We start from the raw sequence: 17,881 nt of genomic DNA, 5'->3' as shown, positions 1-17,881 counted from the left end.
GCTCAGGAGATCAGGTCGCGGACCTCGTCGCGCTCGGCGACGAGCTCCTTCGTCGTGACGTCGAGCTTCTCGCGCGCGAACTCGTCGTGCTCGAGGCCCTCGACGATCTGCCAGCCGGTGCCGTCGCTGCGGACCGGGAACCCGAACTGGAGACCCTCGGGCACGCCGTACTCGCCGCGGCTGCACACCGCGAGCGACGCCCAGTCGCCGTCGGCGGTGGGGGTGCGGATGCTGTTGACGGAGTCGATCACCGCGTTCGCGGCCGACGCCGCCGACGACGCGCCGCGCGCGTCGATGATGGCCGCGCCGCGCCTCTGCACCGTCTCGATGAACGTGGTGCGCAGCCAGTCGGCGTCACCGATCACGTCCGGTGCCGGCTTGCCGCCGATGCGCGCGTTGCGGAAGTCGGGGTACTGCGTCGCGGAGTGGTTGCCCCAGATGGCCATGTTCGTCACGTCGCTGACGGGCACGCCCGCCTTGTGCGCGAGCTGGCTCTCGGCCCGGTTCTGGTCGAGGCGGGTCATCGCGAACCAGCGGTCGGCCGGCACGTCCTTGGCGTTCGCGCGCGCGATGAGACAGTTCGTGTTGCAGGGGTTGCCGACGACGAGCACGCGCACGTCGTCCGCGGCGTTCTTCGCGATCGCCTGCCCTTGCGGCTTGAAGATCCCACCGTTCACGTTGAGCAGGTCGCCGCGCTCCATGCCGGCCTTGCGGGGGATCGACCCGACGAGCAGCGCCCAGCTCGTGCCGTCGAACGCGGTGTCGAGGTTCGACGTGGCGACGACGTCGGCGAGGAGCGGGAACGCGCAGTCGTCGAGCTCCATGACGACGCCCTCGAGCGCCTTCATCGCGGGCTCGATCTCGAGGAGGCGCAACGTCACCGGTTGGTCCGGTCCGAGGAGCTGCCCGGACGCGATGCGGAACAGGAGCGCGTAGCCGATCTGGCCCGCGGCGCCGGTGACCGTGACGTTGACGGGAGCCTTCGTGTTCGCCATGCGGCCGACCTTACCGCCGGCCCACTCGCCGGCTCAGAGCCGGTCGACGATCGCGGATGCGAACTCCGAGGTCTTCACCTCGGTCGCGCCCTCCATCAGCCGGGCGAAGTCGTAGGTGACGATCTTCTCGGCGATCGTCGCCTCCAGCGCGCGGACGATGTCGTTCGCGGCGTCGGTCCAGCCGAGGTGCTCGAACATCATCACACCCGACAGCAGCACCGAACCGGGGTTGACCTTGTCCTGACCGGCGTACTTCGGCGCGGTGCCGTGTGTCGCCTCGAAGACGCCGTGCCCGGTGACGTAGTTGATGTTGCCGCCCGGCGCGATGCCGATGCCGCCGACCTGTGCGGCGAGCGCGTCCGACAGGTAGTCGCCGTTGAGGTTCGTCGTCGCGATCACGTCGAAGTCGTCGGGGCGGGTCAGCACCTGCTGGAGGGTGATGTCGGCGATGTTGTCCTTGACGAGGACCTTGTCGCCGGGCTTGCCGCCGCAGTCGTCCCACGTGACCGCGACGTCGGCGAACTCCTCGCGTGTGAGGTCGTAGCCCCAGTTGCGGAACGCGCCCTCGGTGAACTTCTGGATGTTGCCCTTGTGCACGAGGGTCACGCTCGCGCGGCCGTGGCGCACCGCGTACTGGATCGCCGCCCGGATCAGCCGCTTCGAGCCGGTGACGGAGACGGGCTTGATGCCGATGCCGGAGTCCTCGCGGATGTTCCACCCGAAGCTGTCGTGGAGCATCGCGATCAGCTTCTTCGCCTCGGGCGTGCCCTCCTCCACCTCGAGGCCCGCGTAGATGTCCTCCGTGTTCTCTCGGAAGATCACCATGTCGACCTTCTCGGGGTGCTTCACCGGGCTCGGGACGCCCTGGAACCACCGAACCGGGCGGAGGCAGACGTAGAGGTCGAGGATCTGGCGCAGCGCGACGTTCAGGCTCCGGATCCCCCCGCCGACGGGCGTCGTGAGCGGGCCCTTGATCCCGATGAGGTAGTCCCGGAACGTCTCGACGGTCTCGTCCGGGAGCCAGCTGCCCGTCTCGTTGAAGGCCTTCTCCCCCGCGAGGACCTCCTTCCAGGCGATCGTCTTGCCGTGCTTCTTCGCGGCGGCGTCCATGACCCTCTGGGCCGCGGGCCAGATGTCGACGCCGGTGCCGTCGCCCTCGATGAAGGGGATGATCGGCTCGTCGGGGACGTGCAGCGTTCCGTCGACGAGGGTGATCTTCTCGGGCATCGGTGCGCTCCTCGGGCGTCTCGGCGGGGCCGCTCATGCTAACCGGGGCCTCGTCGCGCCCCGGTCCTCGCCGTCAGCGCGCGAGAACGACCACGAGGAGCGTCAGCAGGTACACGACCGCGAGGCCGCCCACCATCGCCCACAGCGTGTGCTCGACGAAGGGGTTGGGCCGGCGCGCGACGGTCAGGAACAGTCCGCACGACGGGCAGCGCGCGGCATCGACCCCGACGGACGTCCCGCACAGGGGGCACGCGGCCGCGTCCGCGTTCAGCACGCCGCCAGCATGCAACGCGAGAGCCGGGAAGGGGTGGACCGTCCCGTCACCCGCCGACGCGGCGCTCGGCGGCCTCGACCGCGTTGCGGAACAGCATCGCGATCGTCGTGGGGCCGACGCCGCCGACGCGGGGCGTGATCGCGCCGGCGACCTCCTCGCAGCGCTCGTCGACGTCGGGCAGGATCTTGCGCCCCTCGTAGCGTGCGCCGCCGCCGACGACGACCGCGCCCGGCGAGATGTGCTCGGGCTGCAGGATGCCGGGAACGCCCGCGGCCGCGACGACGATCGGCGCGCGCCTCGTGTAGCGCGGCCAGTCCTCGACGCCCGTGTGCACGACGGTCACGGCCGCGTTCGCGGTCGGGCGCTTCTGGCTCAGCAGCAGCGCGAGCGGGCGTCCGAGCGTGGTGCCGCGACCGAGGATGCACACCTCGCGTCCGGCCACCTGGATGTCGTAGTGCGCGAGCAGTGTCTCGATCCCGGCGGGCGTGCACGGGACCGGGCCGGGGACGCCCTGCGCGAGACGGCCCATGTTGAGCGGGTGCAGCCCGTCGACGTCCTTGTCGGGATCCACCGCCATGAGCGCGGCGTCGTAGTCGATCTGCGGCGGCGTCGGGTGCTGCACGAGCATCGCGTCGACGGCCGGATCCTCGTTGAACTCGCGGATCGCGGCGACGAGATCGGCCTGGGTCGCGTCGTCGGGGAGCTCGATGTGCGCCGAGTGGCACCCGATCTCTCGCGCCTTCTCCTGCTTCATCCCGACGTAGCGGACGCTCGGCCCGTCGGTGCCCACGAGGATCGTGCCGAGCCCGGGACGGTGGCCGTTCTCGGTGAGCTTCGCGATGCGCGGCTCGAGCTCGGCGAACACCGCGTCGGCGACGGGCCCGCCCGGCATCATCTTCGGGTTCGCCATCAGTGCAGGAAGTGCCTCTCGCCCGTGAACACCATCGCGAGGCCGAGCTCGTCGGCCCGCCGGATGTTCTCCTCGTCGCGCATCGCGCCGCCCGGTTGCACGACGACCGCGACCCCGGCCGAGGCGGCGGCCTCGATCCCGTCGGGGAACGGATAGAACGCGTCGCTCGCGCACGCGCCGTCCTTGGCGCGACCGTCGGCCTTCTTCGCCGCGATCTCGCCGGCCTCGACCCGGTTCTGCTGCCCCGCGCCGATGCCGACGGCCTGCCCGTCCTTCACGAGGACGATCGAGTTCGACTTCACGTGGCCGCAGATCCGCCACGCGAGCTCGGCGTCGCGCCACTGCTCCTCGGTCGGCGTCGCGCGGGTGACGACGCGCCACTGCCCGCGTGTCGCCGCGAAGTGGTGCGGCTCCTGCACGAGGAACCCGCCCGAGAGCTGCCGGAAGTCGAGCATCTCCGGCTCGGGCGGGGTGGCCTCGAGGAGGCGGGTGTTCTTGCGCTTCTGCTTCAGCGCGTCGATCGCGCCGGGCGCGTAGGCGGGCGCGATCACGACGTCGGCCTGCGGGCCCGCGACCATCTGCTCGACCGTCGCGGTGTCGAGAGTGCGGTTCAGCGCGACGATCCCGCCGAATGCGGAGCGCTCGTCGCACTCGAGGGCGAGCCGGTACGCGGTCGCGAGGTCGGCGGCGACGGCGACGCCGCACGGGTTCGCGTGCTTGATGATGGCGCAGGTCGGCTGGTCGCCCAGGTCGTGCGCGAGACGCCAGGCGGCATCGGTGTCGTAGTAGTTGAGGTACGACAGCGCGAGACCGCCGTGCTGGACGACGTCGTCCCACCAGCTGTGCGTCCCCACCAGCCGGTACCGTGCGGCCTGCTGGTGCGGGTTCTCCCCGTAGCGCAACGTCTCGTCCGTCCGCCCGAGTGGCAGCACGAGGTGACGGGGCAGGAGCTCGTCGCGCTGCATCCACGCGACGATCGCGGCGTCGAACGCCGCCGTCGCCGCGAACGCCTCCAGCGCGAAGCGCCGACGCGTGTCCTCGCCGATCGTGCCGTCGTGCTCGTCGAGCTCGCGCACGAGCTCCTCGTACTGCGTGATGCCGGTGACGATCGTGACCCACGCGAAGTTCTTCGCGGCGGCGCGCACCATCGTCGGTCCGCCGATGTCGATGGTCTCGACGTCGGGCTGCGACGCGAACGGATAGAGGTTGGAGACGACGAGGTCGAAGGGCGCGATGCCGTGGCGTTCGAGGTCCGCACGGTGGCTGTCCTTGCCGAGGTCGGCGAGGATCCCGCCGTGGATGTTCGGGTGGAGGGTCACGACGCGGTGGTCGAGCATCTCGGGCGCGCCCGTCACCTCCTCGACGGTCGTGACAGGTAGCCCCGCGTTGTCGAGCGCCTTGGCAGTGCCGCCCGAGGACACGAGCTCGACGCCGTGACGGTGCAGCGCCTGCGCGAGCTCGACGATGCCCGTCTTGTCGTAGACCGAGAGCAGCGCGCGTGTGATCTTGGTTCGGCTCACGGCTTCCCTTCTTGTGTCTCCGCGTCGAGGCGCGCGACGAGCTCGTGCAGCACCCGCGGGTAGAGGACGCGCTCGGCTTCCTTGATCCGCTCGTGCAGCGTGTCGACCGTGTCGTCCGGCTCGACCGGCACCGCGACCTGGGCGAGGATCGGTCCCTCGTCGACCTCGAGCCGGGCGATGTGGACGGTGCAGCCCGTGATCTTCACGCCCGCCTCGAGCGCGTGCTCGACCGCGTGCCAGCCCTTGAACGCGGGCAGGAGCGCGGGATGGGTGTTCACGATGCGGTCCGGGAAGCGGTCGTGGATCGGCTTCTCGAGGATCGTGCCGAAGCCTGCCATCGCGACGAGCTCGACGCCGTGACGCTCGAGCGCGTCCACGACCCGGTGTGTGTACGCGACGCGGTCGAAGTCGGGTCCGAACGTCGTCCGCTCGACGACTTCGACCGGGATGCCCGCTTTCTCCGCGCGGTGCGTGGCCGGGCACGAGCGGTCCACGACGACGACCGCGATCGGCAGGTCGGCGTCGAGGAGCGCCTGCAGGATCGTGCCACTGCCCGACGCCAGCACTCCGACCCGCATGTCGCTCAAGCTACCCCGTGACCAGGCCGACGTCTGGGGAGCCGGGAGTCCTTGGAATTCAGCGGGGTCTCATGTTCTGATCGGCCCGGCGACCCCAACGAACGGAGGTCCTGGTCGTGGACAAGAAGCTCACGCCGGCCGAGATCGTGGTTCTCGCGGCAGGTGCAGTCGTTCTCGTGTTCTCGTTCCTTCCCTTCTACAAGATCGGTGGCGGCTCGTTCGGCGCGTTCCACGTGTCGAGCAAGAGCGTCAGCGCGTGGAGCTCGGGGCTGTTCCCCGTCGCGACGCTCATCCCGATCTTCGGCGTGCTGATGGCGGCACAGGTCGCCGTCGCGAAGTTCACGTCCGCGCAGCTTCCGGCGCGAGTGCTGACGTTCACGTGGGAGCAGCTGCTCGTCGCGCTCGGGTTCTTCGCCGCGTTGCTCGCCGTGTGCTACTCGGTCGTCGACAAGGGTGGCGCCGACTTCGGGTTCGGCTACTACTTCGTCCTCATCGGTGCGATCGGGCTCGCGGTCGGCGCGGTCATGCTGCAGCACGAGCGGACGTCGCGGCCCGGTCTGATCTGACACCGCGCGCTGCGCTCGTGGGCCGGCGGCCGCGCTGGTCTGGTGGCCGTCGCGCGTTGCGCGCGCGGTACTGCGTCCCCTCGTCCACTCGCGTCGAATCGCCGGGCGATTCGCCGGACTCGCCTCCGTCCACCCGTCCGCCCGCGTCGACGCCCTCGCCCACTCGCGCCGAATCGCCGAGCGATTCGACGCGAGGCGCGGCCGGAACGTGAGTGTCACAGGGCCGGACTAGCGTCACGTCGAAGCGACTTCCCCGATCGCATCCGTCGCGAGAGGAGAGGTCGTGGCCGACCCCGCGCCCCGCATCTGGGCCCTCGATCGCGCTCAGCTCGAGCGCCTGCGCCGACAGCTGATCGACGAAGCCGGGTCGATCGACCGTGAGTTCCAGCGACTCGCGCGCCGAATGGCGGTCGTCCGCGCCCAGTTGCGTGCGCTGCGTGACCGGCTGTGGCCGGCCGGGGCGGGCCGCGGCTTCCGCGGCGTTCGCCGTCCCCGCATCGGCGGGCCCGAACCGATCGGACGACCGGCGCCCCCGGCCCGAGCGTTGCGCGGCCGCGAGCTCCGCTACGCCTCACTCGGAGCGCTCGTCCGCGCGGGACGGCCGCTGTCGCTCCCGGAGATCCACCGGGCGCTCCACGTCTCCGGGTACGCCGTCGCGGGTGCGACGCCCGTCAAGCGTCTCGCCGACGCGCTCGGCTACGAGCACGACATCGGACGCGCTCGGCGCGTGCGCCGAGGCGTGTACGAGATCGGCGAGCTCACTCCGGCACGCCGCCGGCGCATCGCCGAGTGGCAGCGCCGGCTACGAGAGTCCGGCGACGACGTCGGCCATGAGGTCCCCGGCCTCGGTCGGGTTGAGCGCGACATGGACGCCGGCGGCGCGCAGCGCGTCCATCTTCGCCTGGGCGGTGCCCTTCGAACCGGAGATGATCGCCCCCGCGTGACCCATCTTCTTGCCGGGTGGCGCGGTCACCCCCGCGACGTAGGCGACGACGGGCTTGCTCATCTTCTTCGCGATGAACTCGGCGGCCTCCTCCTCGGCGGAGCCGCCGATCTCGCCGAACATGATCACGGCGCGGGTCTCGGGGTCGGCCTCGAAGCGCTCGAGGCAGTCGATGAAGCTCGTGCCGGGCACCGGGTCCCCGCCGATGCCGACGCACGTCGTCACCCCGATCCCCATGTCGCCCAGCTCCTTGAGCGCCTGGTACGTGAGCGTGCCCGAACGGCTCACGATGCCGACCGGCCCACCGGCCTTGGCGACCTCGGCGGGGATGAAGCCGATGTTGCACTCGCCCGGCGTGAGCAGGCCCGGGCAGTTCGGCCCGATGAGGCGCGTGCCGGGGAAGTCGCGCCGCAACCGGTTGTAGAACAGCGCCTCGTCCTGCGCGGGGATGCCCTCGGTGAGCACGACGACGAGCTCGATGCCCGCCTCCGCCGCCTCCATCACCGCTGCCGGCGCGCCCGGCGCCGGCACGATCACCATCGACGCGTTGGCGCCCGTCGCCGCGACCGCCTCCTTCACGGTCGCGAAGACGGGGATGCCGTCGACGTCGGTCCCGGCCTTCTTCGGCGACGTGCCCGCGACCACCTGCGTGCCGTAGGCGCGGTTGCGCAGCCCGTAGAAGCGGCCCTGGCTGCCGGTCAGCCCCTGGACGACGACCTTCGTCGTCTTGTCGACGAGGATGCTCATCGTCCACCCTTCCCTGCGAGCTCCACCGCGGTGCGCGCGGCCTCCAACATGGTCGGCTTCGACACGAGCCGGTCGGACTCGTGGTCCTTCAGGATCGCCCGGCCCTCCTCGGCGTTCGTGCCGTCGAGACGGATGACGATCGGCGCGCGCAGCTCGACGCGCTCCAACGCCTGCACGATCCCCTTGGCGACCTCCTCGCCGCGCGTGATGCCGCCGAAGATGTTGATGAAGATCGCGTGCACGTTGTCGTCGGCGTTGATCACCTCGAGCGCGCCCGCCATCACGTCGGCGTTCGCGCCACCGCCGATGTCCAGGAAGTTCGCCGGCGATCCGCCGACCTGGTTCACGACGTCACACGTGCTCATCGCGAGCCCCGCGCCGTTGGCGATGATCCCGACGGTGCCGTCGAGGCCGACGTACTGCAAGCCCTTCTCGTGCGCGAGCTGCTCGCGGTGGTCGAGCGTCTGCTGCCCGCCGTACTCCTTCCACTCGGGGTGGCGGAAGGCGGCGTTGTCGTCGAGCGTGACCTTCGCGTCGAGCGCGTGCACACGACCGTCCGGTGTGAGGATCAGCGGGTTGATCTCGACGAGGTCCGCGTCGCCTTCGGTGTACGCGCGGTAGAGCTTCGTCAGCACGTCGACCGCGCCGTCGGTCGCGCGCGCGTCGAGCTTCGCCTCCTCGACCCACGCGCGGCACACGTCCTCGCTCAGCCCGTCGACGGGGTCGACGTGGATCCGCGCGATCGCGCCCGGTTCCTCCTCGGCCACCTGCTCGATGTCGACGCCGCCTCGCGCGGAGAGCATCCCGAGGTGCTTCTTCGCGGAGCGGTCGAGCGTGAACGACGCGTAGTACTCCTGCTCGATGTCGCTCGCCTTCTCGATCCACAGCACGTGGACCACGTGGCCCTTGATGTCCATGCCGAGGATGTTCGACGCGTGCTCGCGCGCCTCCTCGGTGTCGTTGGCGAGCTTCACGCCACCGGCCTTGCCCCGCCCGCCCACCTGCACCTGCGCCTTGATGACCACCGGGTAGCCGAGGCGGTCGGCGGCGGCGACCGCGGCATCGACCGTCTCGACGGCCTCGCCGGGTGAGACCGGGATGTCGAAGCGCGCGAACAGCTGCTTGCCCTGGTATTCGAAGAGATCCACGTCGCCCCTCTGTCGTGTGCGTCACGCAGCGCGGTCGTCGAGCGCGTGCTCGAGCCAGTCCGCGATCGTCTGCAACGGCGTCCCCGGCGTGAACAGCTCGGCCACTCCGGCCGCCTTCAACGGCGCGATGTCGCCGTCCGGGATGATGCCGCCACCGAAGACGAGGACGTCGCCGACGCCCTTCTCCTGCAGCATCGAGATGACCTTCGGGAAGAGGGTCATGTGGGCACCGGAGAGCAGCGAGAGACCGACGGCGTCGGCATCCTCCTGCAGCACGGTCTCGGCGATCTGCTCGGGCGTCTGGTGCAGGCCCGTGTAGATCACCTCGAAGCCGGCGTCGCGCAGCGCGCGCGCGATGACCTTCGCACCACGGTCGTGGCCGTCGAGGCCGGGTTTCGCGACGACGACGCGGTAGCGCCGCTGCATCGACACCTCCGATGCCGCCGGAACCAGCGCCTGGGCTCCTGATCGGCGGCGCCACGATACTCACGTCGCGCCAACTCGGTCATTCTGGGCGGACGCGACTGGACTCTGCGACGCGCCCGTGGCTACACCCCACCTGATGCCCCTCACGACGCCGCCGCGAGGCACGACGGCACGCCGTTCCGACGCGCGGCCGCTCGTCCTCGCAGCCGTCGGGTTCCTCGCGGCCGGGCTCGTCGTCGCGGCGATCATCGTGCTCGTGACACGCGGCGCGTCGGCGCCGAGGACGTACACGCCGTTCCCGGCCGGCCAGGCCGCGTCTTTGAAGGCCAACCTCAAGGACGGCGGGCCGTTCTACTATCCCGACCCGTTCAAGGGCAGACGGGACATCCTGTTCGCGCTCGAGAACGGACAGGTCGTCGCGCTCGCCGACCACCCGTGGCAGCGCGACGACTGCACCGTCCGCTGGCGGGGGTCGATCGACCGCTTCGTGGACTGCGACGGCAACCGCTACGTGAGCACCGACCTGCCGCGTTACAAGTCGACGATCGGCGACCACGGATCGGCCAAGGGCGCGTTCCTGGTCGACCTGCGCACGCTGCTCCCGCCGCCGGGCCTCGCGCAGTCGCCGCCGTCGAGCTGACTCACGCCGGCTTCTGCAACGGCGCCCACGCGAGCAGCAGCCGCTTCTCGCCCGCGTCGCGGAAGCGGACGACGGCCTCGGCCTTGTCGCCCTCGCCGGTGAGGTCGAGGATCACGCCCTCGCCGAACTTCTCGTGCAGCACGTCGTCGCCGATGCGCAGCCCCATGCGCTCGGCGCCGCGCCCGCCGGTCGCGACGCCGGCACCCGTTCCCGTGCCGTCCCGCATCGCGGCCGCGACGACGCTGTCGCGATGGCGGCCGAACCCGCTGCGTGAGCGCGTCTCGCCGAGCACGTTCACGAGCTCGTCGGGGATCTCGGCGAGAAAGCGGCTCGGCGGGTAGTAGTCGGTCGCGCCGAACAGGCTGCGCGACCACGCGTGGCACAGGTACAGCCGCTCACGCGCGCGGGTGATCCCCACGTAGCAGAGCCGGCGCTCCTCCTCGAGCTCGTCCGGCTCGCCGAGGCTGCGCGCGTGCGGGAACACGCCGTCCTCGAGACCGGTGAGGAACACGACCGGGAACTCGAGCCCCTTCGCGGCATGCAACGTCATCAACGTGACGTTCGTGCGGTCCCGGCCGTCGGGCTCGGCGTCGTCCTCGTCGGTGTCCATGTCGGTCACCAGTGACACCGCTTCGAGGAAGGCCTGCACGCGCGGCAGCCCGACCGGGATCTCGATCGCGCTCTCACCGTCGGCGACACCGACGCCGGCGATCGCGGCGAGCGTGCCCACGTTGCCGGCGTCGAGCTGCTCGTCGAACTCGCCCGCGACGCCGACGAGCTCCTGCAGGTTCTCGATCCGCCCCTGCGCCTCGATCGTGCGCTCGGCCTCCAGCTCCGCGACGTAGCCGGTACGCGCGAGCACGGCTTCGAGCACCGCGGCGACGCCGCCGCTCGCGACCTCTTCCAGCTCGACCATGACGTCGAGCAGGTCGCGGATCCCGCCGAGCGCCTTGCCGGTGACGCCCGCGATCGGCGCCTCGCGCATCGCGTCACGGAAGGGTCGCCCTGCCGTCTTCGCGTACGTGTCGATGCGGCGGACGGACGCGTCGCCCACGCCGCGCTTGGGCGTGTTGACGATGCGCTTCCAGCTGACCTCGTCGTCGGGGTTGACGAGCGCGCGCAGGTACGCCATCGCGTCCTTGACCTCGCGCCGGTCGTAGAACTTGGTCCCGCCGATGACCCGGTAGGGGATGCCGCTGCGGACGAGCGACTCCTCGATGACGCGGCTCTGCGCGTTCGTCCGGTAGAAGACCGCGACGTCCTCGAAGCGGTGGCCCTCGCTCTCGGTGAGGCGCGAGATCTCGTGCGCCACGAACGCGGCTTCGTCGTGCTCGTCCTCCGCGTGGTAGCGGGTGATGAGCTCGCCCGCGACCGACTCGGTCCACAGCTGCTTGGGGCGGCGCGACACGTTGTTGGCGATGACCGCGTTGGCGGCGTCGAGGATCCGCTGCGTCGAGCGGTAGTTCTGCTCGAGCACGATCACCGTCGCGTCCGGGAACGCCTCCTCGAAGCGCACGAGGTTGCGGTAGTCGGCGCCGCGGAACTTGTAGATGGCCTGGTCGGCGTCGCCGACGACCATCACGTTGCGATGCTCCTCGGCGAGCATGCGCACGAGCTCCCACTGGGCGAGGTTCGTGTCCTGGAACTCGTCGACGAGAACGTGCCGGAAGCGCGCCCGCCAGTGTGCGAGCACGTCCGGGTGCTCGCGGAAGAGCCGCACCGCGAGCACGAGGAGGTCGTCGAAGTCGACGGCCGACGCGTCGGCCAGGCGACGCTGGTACTCGACGTACACGTCGGCAAGGCGCTTCTCGGGCGGCGTCACCGCACGCTCCAGGGCGTCCGTCGCGGTCACGAGGTCGTTCTTCAGCGCGGAGATGCGGCCGTGGAGCTGTCGCGGCGAGAACCGCTTCGGGTCGAGGTTGAGGTCGCGGCGTACGTAGTCGACGAGGCGCACGGCGTCGGCCTGGTCGTAGATCGAGAACGACGACCGGTACCCGAGCACCGGTGCCTCCCGACGAAGGATGCGCGCGCACGCGGAGTGGAACGTCGACACCCACATCCGCGACGCGACCGGTCCGACGAGCGCGCCGACGCGCTCCTTCATCTCCCCCGCGGCCTTGTTCGTGAACGTGATCGCGAGCAGGCCGAACGGTGACACGCGTCGTTGCGCGACGAGGTACGCGATCCGGTGCGTGAGGACGCGGGTCTTGCCCGAGCCCGCGCCCGCGATGACGAGCATCGGCCCGTCGGGCGCGACCACCGCCTCGTGCTGGACGGGATTCAGCCCGGCGAGCAGCGCGTCGGGGTCGCCGTCGTTCCCGCTCACTCCTCGGCGGGTTGGAGACGCAACTCCGCGGTGTCGAGCTCGGTCGTCTCGTCGAGGCTCACCGCCGGCACCGACTCCTCGCGCCACGACCGCAGCAGCCGCGTGCGGTCCTCGTTCAGCGCGACGGAGAACGAGCCGGTCTCCGGGTCGACGTCGAGCGCGTAGTACGGCTCCCAGTCGCTCTCGAGCGAGGGCGCGTCCGGATCGGCTCCCTTCGGGAGGCGACGGAAGCGCATCCGGTCCGTGTCGAAGAGCCAGATGCTGTGCGAGGAGTCGATGCGCTGCATTGCGCTCATTCTCGCCTTCTCGCCTTGCGGCGACGCACTGCTCGGGCGGGGCGGGCGGGCCCGCCGGGAGGCGCCAAGCGTACCGCCATCCGCCCTGCACGTCCCCACCCATCCCGACCTTCTCAGGGACACCTCAGCGCGCGTTCAGGTGGCGCGCGTCACGCCTCGAGCAGCAGGGTCACGGGACCGTCATTGACCAGGGCGATCGCCATGTGCGCGCCGAATTGCCCGGTTTCGACGTGGCCGCCGAGGTCACGGAGCGCGTCGACGAACCGCGCGACGAGGGGCTCCGCGTGGTCGGGGGGCGCGGCCGCGGTCCACGACGGCCGGCGGCCGCGCCGGGTGTCGCCGTAGAGGGTGAACTGGCTGACGACGAGCAGCGCGCCACCGACCGCGTGCACGGGCACGTTCATGTGGCCGGCGGCGTCGTCGAAGACGCGCAGGTTCCAGACCTTGTCGGCCAGCTTCCGCGCGACCCGCTCGTCGTCGTCGTGGGTGACGCCGACGAGCACGCACAGCCCGGTGCCGATCTCACCGACCGTGCCGCCGTCGACGGTGACGCGCGCGCCCGTCACACGTTGGACGAGCGCGCGCATGCCGTGGACGCGGCGGCGCTCAGGCGACCGCTTCGCGCTCGAGGTCGGGCGTGTACCGGCCGTCGCGCGCGGCGCCGTTGCACCTCGCGCGATGCAGGAACGCGCGCTGGCCCGCCTCGACGTTGGCCTTGTCGCCCTTCCACGCCTTGAGCGACGCCGCCTGCAGCGCGCGCCCGTACGAGAAGGAGAGGGGCCACGGGTGCGGACCGCGCCGGTTCATGGCGTCGAGGTTGGCGGTCGCCTCCTCGTCACCCTGGCCGCCGGACAGGAACACGATGCCGGGGACGGCCGCGGGAACGACCGTGCGGAAGCACGCGATCGTCGCGTCCGCGACCTCGTCCGGCGGCGCGGTGCGATTCTCCTTGCCCGGGACGACCATGTTGGGCTTGAGCAGCATCGTCTCGAACTCGACGCGCTGCGCGTAGAGCGCGTCGAACACGGTGTGCAGCGTGTCGCACGTGACCTGGTAGCAGCGCTCGATCGTGTGTGAGCCGTCCATGAGGACCTCGGGCTCGACGATCGGCACGATGCCCTCCTCCTGGCACAGCGCGGCGTAGCGCGCGAGCGCGTCGGCGTTCACGTCGAGGCAGTACTGCGACGGGATCGACGCACCGATCGTGATCACGGCGCGCCACTTCGCGAACCGCGCCCCCAGGCCGCGGTACTCGACGAGACGCTCGCGCAGCCCGTCGAGACCTTCCGTGACCTTCTCGTCGGGCGACTTCGCGAGCTGCTTCGCCCCGAGGTCCACCTTGATGCCGGGGATGATCCCCTGGGCCTGGAGGATCTCGACGAGCGAGCGGCCGTCGGTGGCCTGCTGTCGGATCGTCTCGTCGTAGAGGATGACGCCGCTGATGAAGTCGCCGGCGCCCTGCGTCGTGAAGAGCATCTGCCGGTAGTCGCGGCGGTTGCTCTCCGTGGACTCGACCCCGATCGTGTCGAACCGCTTCTTGATCGTGCCGCTGCTCTCGTCGGCGGCCAGGATGCCCTTGCCCGGCGCGACCAGCGCGCGGGCCGTCTGCTCCAGCTCCGCTCGGCTCATCGGGTCCCCCTGTGGGTCGATCGGAATCCTCCCGGACCGCTCATTCTTCCACGGCGGGCGGACCGGGCGATCATGGGCCCATGCCCCTTGCCGAGCCCGATCACACCGCGGTGCGGGTGGCGCTGTGGCGCGCCATGCACGTCCAGATCGATCCACCTCCGCACGTCTTGGAGGACGAGATCGGGCTGCAGCTCGCGGATCCCGACGAGGGCTGGCGCGACCGTGGCGACATGGATCCCGACGGGACGAGCCGGTTCCGGGCCGCGATCGTGGCGCGGTCGCGCTTCGTGGAGGATCTCGTCACCGGGAGCGCGGCACGTCAATACGTGCTCCTCGGCGCGGGTCTCGACACGTTCGCGCAACGCAGGCCCGAGGTCGCGTCACGCCTGCGCGTGTTCGAGGTCGACCAACCCGGCCCGCAGGCGTGGAAGCGCGCGCGGCTCGTCGAGCGCGGGTTCGGCGTTCCCGAATGGTTGCGGCTCGTGCCCGTCGACTTCGAGGCGGGCGGCTCGTGGTGGGACGGGCTGGTCGACGCCGGCTTCGACGCCGGCGCGCCGGCCGTCGTCGCGTCGCTCGGTGTGAGCATGTACCTGACGAAGGACGCGATCGCGACGACGTTGCGTCAGGTTGCGTCGCTCGCGGCCGGCTCGGTGCTCGTGATGACGTTCCAGCTCCCGGTCGAGCTGGTCGACCCCGAGGACCGTCCGGCGCGCGAGTTCGCGCTCCGCGGAGCGGCCGCGAGCGGCACACCGTTCATCAGCTTCTTCACGCCCGACGAGATGCTCGCGCTCGCGCGTGACGCGGGCTTCCGCGACGTCGAGCACGTGTCGGGACGCGACCTGATGGCGCGGTACTTCGCGAACCGCAGCGATGGGCTGCAACCGTCGAGCGGCGAGGACCTCCTCGTCGCGACGACGTGACTACTCCCACTCGATGGTGCCGGGCGGCTTCGACGTGATGTCATACGCGACGCGGTTCACACCGGGCACCTCGTTGATGATGCGCGAGGCCATCCGCTCGAGCACGTCGTAGGGGATGCGCGCCCAGTCGGCGGTCATCGCGTCGTCAGACGTCACCGCGCGGATGATCACCGGGTACGCGTACGTGCGGTCGTCGCCCATCACGCCGACGGTCCGCACCGCGGGGAGCACCGCGAAGCTCTGCCAGATCTCGCGGTACAGCCCGGCGCGCTTGATCTCCTCGACGACGATCGCGTCGGCGCGTTGCAACGTCTCGACGCGCTCGGGCGTGATCGTGCCAACGATGCGCACACCGAGACCCGGACCGGGGAACGGCTGGCGCCACACGATGTCCTCGGGGAGCCCGAGCTCCTCGCCCACCGCGCGCACCTCGTCCTTGAACAGGTTGCGCAACGGCTCGACGAGCTCGAAGTCCATGTCCTCCGGGAGACCGCCGACGTTGTGGTGGCTCTTGATCACCGCGTTGTCGCCGCCACCCGACTCGACGATGTCGGGATAGAGCGTGCCCTGCACGAGGAAGCGGGCGTCGTCGAGGTCGCGCGCGACCTCCTCGAACACGCGGATGAACGTCTCGCCGATGATCTTGCGCTTGCGCTCCGGGTCGATGACGTCGTTCAGCGCGCCGAGGAACCGGTCGGCCGCCTTCACGTGCACCAGCTCGACGTGGAACTGGCGGCGGAACGTCTCCTCGACCTGGTCCGCCTCGCCGAGCCGCAGCAGGCCGGTGTCGACGAACACGCACGTGAGCTGGTCGCCGACGGCCTTGTGCACGAGCGCGGCCGCGACCGCGCTGTCGACACCGCCGGACAGCCCGCAGATCACCCGCTCGTCCCCGACCTGCGCGCGGATCTGCGCGACGGCCTCGTCGATGATCGACACGTGCGTCCACGTCGGCCGGCACCCGGCGACGTCGTACAGGAACGCCTTGAGCATCTCCTGGCCGCGCTCGGTGTGCGCGACCTCGGGGTGGAACTGCACGCCGTAGAGCGCGCGGTCGCGGTCCTCGAGCGCGGCGACCGGCGCGCCGGGGGACGTCGCCACCGCGACGAACCCCGCGGGGGGCTCGACGATCGCGTCGCCGTGGCTCATCCAGACCTGCTGCTCGACGGGAAGGTCGGTGAACAGCGGCGACGAGCCCGTGACCGACAACGGCGTGCGGCCGTACTCGCCCGTCCCCGTGCGGCGCACCTCGCCGCCGAGGTCGCGCGCGAGGAGCTGCGCGCCGTAGCAGATGCCGAGCACGGGAACGCCCGCGTCGTACAGCGACGGATCGATCGACGGCGCACCGTCGACGTGCACCGACGCGGGACCACCCGAGAGGATCACCGCCTTCGGACGGCGGGCGAGGATGTCGGAGACGGGCGTCGTGCGCGGGACGATCTCCGAGTACGCGTGCGCCTCGCGCACACGACGGGCGATCAGCTGCGCGTACTGCGCCCCGAAGTCGATCACGATCACGAGGTCGTGATCGTTCACGCTCACCTGCCCATGCCGATGCCCTGGCTGCGTTGGAGGGCCTTGCCCTCGGTCTGCAGCGCGGGCGCGACCATCACCTCGGCCTTCTGGAACTCCTTGAGCGTCTCGTAGCCCGTCGTCGCCATCGACGTGCGCAGCGCGCCGAACAGGTTGAGCGTGCCGTCGTTCTCGTGGGCGGGCCCGACGAGGATCTCCTCGAGCGTCGCCTTCTGGCCCGCGTTGACGCGCGCGCCGCGCGGCAGCGTCGGGTGGAACGTCGCCATGCCCCAGTGGTAGCCGCGGCCGGGCGCCTCGAACGCGCTCGCCAGCGGGGACCCGATCATCACGGCGTCGGCGCCGCACGCGATCGCCTTGGCGACGTCGCCACCGGTGCGCATCCCGCCGTCCGCGATGACGTGCACGTACACGCCGGTCTCGTCGAGGTGACGGATGCGCGCGCCGGCGGCGTCGGCGATCGCGGTCGCCTGCGGGACGCCGATGCCGAGCACGCCACGGCTCGTGCACGCGTGACCCGGGCCGACCCCGACGAGGATGCCGACCGCGCCCGTCCGCATGAGGTGCAGCGCGGTCGAGTACGACGCGCATCCGCCGACGATGACGGGGACCTCGAACTCGCGGATGAACTTCTTGAGGTTGAGCGGCTGGCGGGACGGGTCCTTCGAGACGTGCTCGGCGGAGACGACCGTGCCCTGGATGACGAGGATGTCGAGCTCCGCCTCGAGGACGTGCTTCGCGTACTCCTCGACGCGCTGCGGGGTGAGCGACGCGCACGTCGTCACACCGGCGTCCTTGATCTCGCGGATGCGCCGGCCGATCAGCTCCTCCTTGATCGGCTCCGCGTAGATCTCCTGCATCCGGCGCGTCGCCTTGTCCGCGGGCAGCGACGCGATCTCCTCGAAGACGGCGTCGGGGTCCTCGTAGCGCGTCCAGAGACCCTCGAGGTTGAGGCACGCGAGACCGCCCAGCCGGCCCGTCTCGATCGCGGTGCGGGGCGAGACGACGCCGTCCATCGCGGAGGCGATCAGCGGCAGCTCGAACTTGAACGCGTCGAGCTCCCAGGAGATGTCGATGTCCTCGGGATCGCGGGTCCGCCGGCTCGGCACGATGGCCAGGTCGTCGAATCCGTAGGCCCGTCGTCCGGACTTGCCGATCCCGATCTCGACTTCCACCTGCGACTCCCGTCACCGCCCAGTGGGGAAG

The 17,881-nt window shown here is 70.8% G+C and carries 18 protein-coding genes; 3 read left to right on the top strand and 15 right to left on the bottom strand.

Annotation, left to right across the window (positions count from 1 at the left end; genetic code table 11):
• Window positions 1–2 precede the first annotated feature (2 nt).
• The 6 genes from VFC33_20145 to purN all read right to left on the bottom strand — a co-directional run bounded on the left by VFC33_20145 (window position 3) and on the right by purN (window position 5,504).
• Window positions 3–995 carry a malate dehydrogenase gene (locus tag VFC33_20145; GenBank protein ID HZR15556.1) on the bottom strand — a complete coding sequence of 331 codons (993 nt, stop codon included), beginning with the start codon at window positions 993–995 and terminating at the stop codon, window positions 3–5.
• A 33-nt stretch (window positions 996–1,028) separates the two neighbouring features.
• Window positions 1,029–2,222, bottom strand: a complete 1,194-nt coding sequence (gene icd, locus VFC33_20140; protein HZR15555.1) for an NADP-dependent isocitrate dehydrogenase — start codon at window positions 2,220–2,222, stop codon at window positions 1,029–1,031.
• 73 nt (window positions 2,223–2,295) lie between these two features.
• Window positions 2,296–2,496: a hypothetical protein gene (locus VFC33_20135; GenBank protein ID HZR15554.1), complete on the bottom strand. Its 201-nt coding sequence runs from the start codon at window positions 2,494–2,496 to the stop codon at window positions 2,296–2,298.
• Between the two features lie 46 nt (window positions 2,497–2,542).
• A complete protein-coding gene (locus tag VFC33_20130) occupies window positions 2,543–3,406 on the bottom strand; it encodes a tetrahydrofolate dehydrogenase/cyclohydrolase catalytic domain-containing protein (GenBank protein HZR15553.1) in 864 nt (287 codons plus the stop codon).
• Window positions 3,406–4,926 carry a bifunctional phosphoribosylaminoimidazolecarboxamide formyltransferase/IMP cyclohydrolase gene (gene purH, locus VFC33_20125; protein HZR15552.1) on the bottom strand — a complete coding sequence of 507 codons (1,521 nt, stop codon included), beginning with the start codon at window positions 4,924–4,926 and terminating at the stop codon, window positions 3,406–3,408. The genes VFC33_20130 and purH overlap by 1 nt, the downstream gene beginning before the upstream one ends.
• On the bottom strand, window positions 4,923–5,504 hold the full coding sequence (purN, locus tag VFC33_20120) for a phosphoribosylglycinamide formyltransferase (GenBank protein ID HZR15551.1): 582 nt from the start codon (window positions 5,502–5,504) through the stop codon (window positions 4,923–4,925). The genes purH and purN overlap by 4 nt, the downstream gene beginning before the upstream one ends.
• Window positions 5,505–5,620: 116 nt before the next feature.
• Between purN and VFC33_20115 the strand changes: the two genes are divergently transcribed.
• Entirely contained in the window at window positions 5,621–6,070 is a 450-nt protein-coding gene (locus VFC33_20115; GenBank protein HZR15550.1) for a hypothetical protein, read from the top strand.
• Between the two features lie 802 nt (window positions 6,071–6,872).
• Here the strand turns inward: VFC33_20115 and sucD are convergent.
• Genes sucD through VFC33_20100 form a run of 3 tightly spaced genes read right to left on the bottom strand, consistent with a single transcriptional unit; the run spans window position 6,873 to window position 9,334 of the window.
• On the bottom strand, window positions 6,873–7,760 hold the full coding sequence (gene sucD, locus VFC33_20110) for a succinate--CoA ligase subunit alpha (protein HZR15549.1): 888 nt from the start codon (window positions 7,758–7,760) through the stop codon (window positions 6,873–6,875).
• On the bottom strand, window positions 7,757–8,908 hold the full coding sequence (gene sucC, locus VFC33_20105; protein HZR15548.1) for an ADP-forming succinate--CoA ligase subunit beta: 1,152 nt from the start codon (window positions 8,906–8,908) through the stop codon (window positions 7,757–7,759). Before sucC ends, sucD begins: the two co-directional genes overlap by 4 nt.
• Before the next feature lie 21 nt (window positions 8,909–8,929).
• A complete protein-coding gene (locus VFC33_20100; protein HZR15547.1) occupies window positions 8,930–9,334 on the bottom strand; it encodes a cobalamin B12-binding domain-containing protein in 405 nt (134 codons plus the stop codon).
• A gap of 136 nt (window positions 9,335–9,470) precedes the next feature.
• Between VFC33_20100 and VFC33_20095 the strand changes: the two genes are divergently transcribed.
• Window positions 9,471–9,974 (top strand): hypothetical protein, encoded by a 504-nt coding sequence (locus VFC33_20095; GenBank protein HZR15546.1) that lies wholly within the window; start codon window positions 9,471–9,473, stop codon window positions 9,972–9,974.
• 1 nt (window position 9,975) lies between these two features.
• Here VFC33_20095 and pcrA read toward each other — a convergent pair whose 3' ends face one another.
• The 4 genes from pcrA to VFC33_20075 all read right to left on the bottom strand — a co-directional run bounded on the left by pcrA (window position 9,976) and on the right by VFC33_20075 (window position 14,225).
• Window positions 9,976–12,300: a DNA helicase PcrA gene (pcrA, locus tag VFC33_20090; GenBank protein ID HZR15545.1), complete on the bottom strand. Its 2,325-nt coding sequence runs from the start codon at window positions 12,298–12,300 to the stop codon at window positions 9,976–9,978.
• Window positions 12,297–12,587 carry a hypothetical protein gene (locus VFC33_20085; GenBank protein ID HZR15544.1) on the bottom strand — a complete coding sequence of 97 codons (291 nt, stop codon included), beginning with the start codon at window positions 12,585–12,587 and terminating at the stop codon, window positions 12,297–12,299. The genes pcrA and VFC33_20085 overlap by 4 nt, the downstream gene beginning before the upstream one ends.
• A 158-nt stretch (window positions 12,588–12,745) precedes the next feature.
• Window positions 12,746–13,183, bottom strand: coding sequence for a D-aminoacyl-tRNA deacylase (gene dtd / locus VFC33_20080; GenBank protein ID HZR15543.1), 438 nt, complete (start codon window positions 13,181–13,183; stop codon window positions 12,746–12,748).
• 19 nt (window positions 13,184–13,202) lie between these two features.
• The gene (locus VFC33_20075) at window positions 13,203–14,225 is read right to left on the bottom strand and encodes a class I fructose-bisphosphate aldolase (protein ID HZR15542.1); all 1,023 of its coding nucleotides are present in this window, start codon (window positions 14,223–14,225) and stop codon (window positions 13,203–13,205) included.
• An 80-nt stretch (window positions 14,226–14,305) separates the two neighbouring features.
• On the opposite strand from VFC33_20075, the gene VFC33_20070 reads away from it, so the two are divergent.
• A complete protein-coding gene (locus VFC33_20070) occupies window positions 14,306–15,145 on the top strand; it encodes a class I SAM-dependent methyltransferase (GenBank protein ID HZR15541.1) in 840 nt (279 codons plus the stop codon).
• Here VFC33_20070 and guaA read toward each other — a convergent pair whose 3' ends face one another.
• Both guaA and VFC33_20060 read right to left on the bottom strand, forming a co-directional pair.
• Window positions 15,146–16,681 carry a glutamine-hydrolyzing GMP synthase gene (gene guaA, locus VFC33_20065; protein ID HZR15540.1) on the bottom strand — a complete coding sequence of 512 codons (1,536 nt, stop codon included), beginning with the start codon at window positions 16,679–16,681 and terminating at the stop codon, window positions 15,146–15,148.
• A 2-nt stretch (window positions 16,682–16,683) separates the two neighbouring features.
• Complete coding sequence (locus VFC33_20060; GenBank protein ID HZR15539.1) at window positions 16,684–17,850, bottom strand: GuaB3 family IMP dehydrogenase-related protein; 1,167 nt, start codon at window positions 17,848–17,850, stop codon at window positions 16,684–16,686.
• Between the last annotated feature and the right edge of the window lie 31 nt (window positions 17,851–17,881).

This window comes from Acidimicrobiia bacterium (genome assembly GCA_035651955.1).
Lineage (GTDB): Bacteria > Actinomycetota > Acidimicrobiia > IMCC26256 > JAMXLJ01 > JAMXLJ01.
The sequence above is the reverse complement of the archived record's forward strand: the minus strand, read 5'-3'. Positions and strand labels throughout refer to the sequence as shown.

Coding starts and splice junctions, on each gene's coding strand:
- VFC33_20075 (HZR15542.1), bottom strand. CDS start 14,225: ATGAGCCGAGCGGAGCTGGAGCAGACGGCCCGCGCGCTGGTCGCGCCG.
- dtd (HZR15543.1), bottom strand. CDS start 13,183: ATGCGCGCGCTCGTCCAACGTGTGACGGGCGCGCGCGTCACCGTCGAC.
- VFC33_20085 (HZR15544.1), bottom strand. CDS start 12,587: ATGCAGCGCATCGACTCCTCGCACAGCATCTGGCTCTTCGACACGGAC.
- VFC33_20100 (HZR15547.1), bottom strand. CDS start 9,334: ATGCAGCGGCGCTACCGCGTCGTCGTCGCGAAACCCGGCCTCGACGGC.
- VFC33_20095 (HZR15546.1), top strand. CDS start 9,471: ATGCCCCTCACGACGCCGCCGCGAGGCACGACGGCACGCCGTTCCGAC.
- VFC33_20130 (HZR15553.1), bottom strand. CDS start 3,406: ATGGCGAACCCGAAGATGATGCCGGGCGGGCCCGTCGCCGACGCGGTG.
- sucD (HZR15549.1), bottom strand. CDS start 7,760: ATGAGCATCCTCGTCGACAAGACGACGAAGGTCGTCGTCCAGGGGCTG.
- VFC33_20145 (HZR15556.1), bottom strand. CDS start 995: ATGGCGAACACGAAGGCTCCCGTCAACGTCACGGTCACCGGCGCCGCG.
- icd (HZR15555.1), bottom strand. CDS start 2,222: ATGCCCGAGAAGATCACCCTCGTCGACGGAACGCTGCACGTCCCCGAC.
- purN (HZR15551.1), bottom strand. CDS start 5,504: ATGCGGGTCGGAGTGCTGGCGTCGGGCAGTGGCACGATCCTGCAGGCG.
- VFC33_20070 (HZR15541.1), top strand. CDS start 14,306: ATGCCCCTTGCCGAGCCCGATCACACCGCGGTGCGGGTGGCGCTGTGG.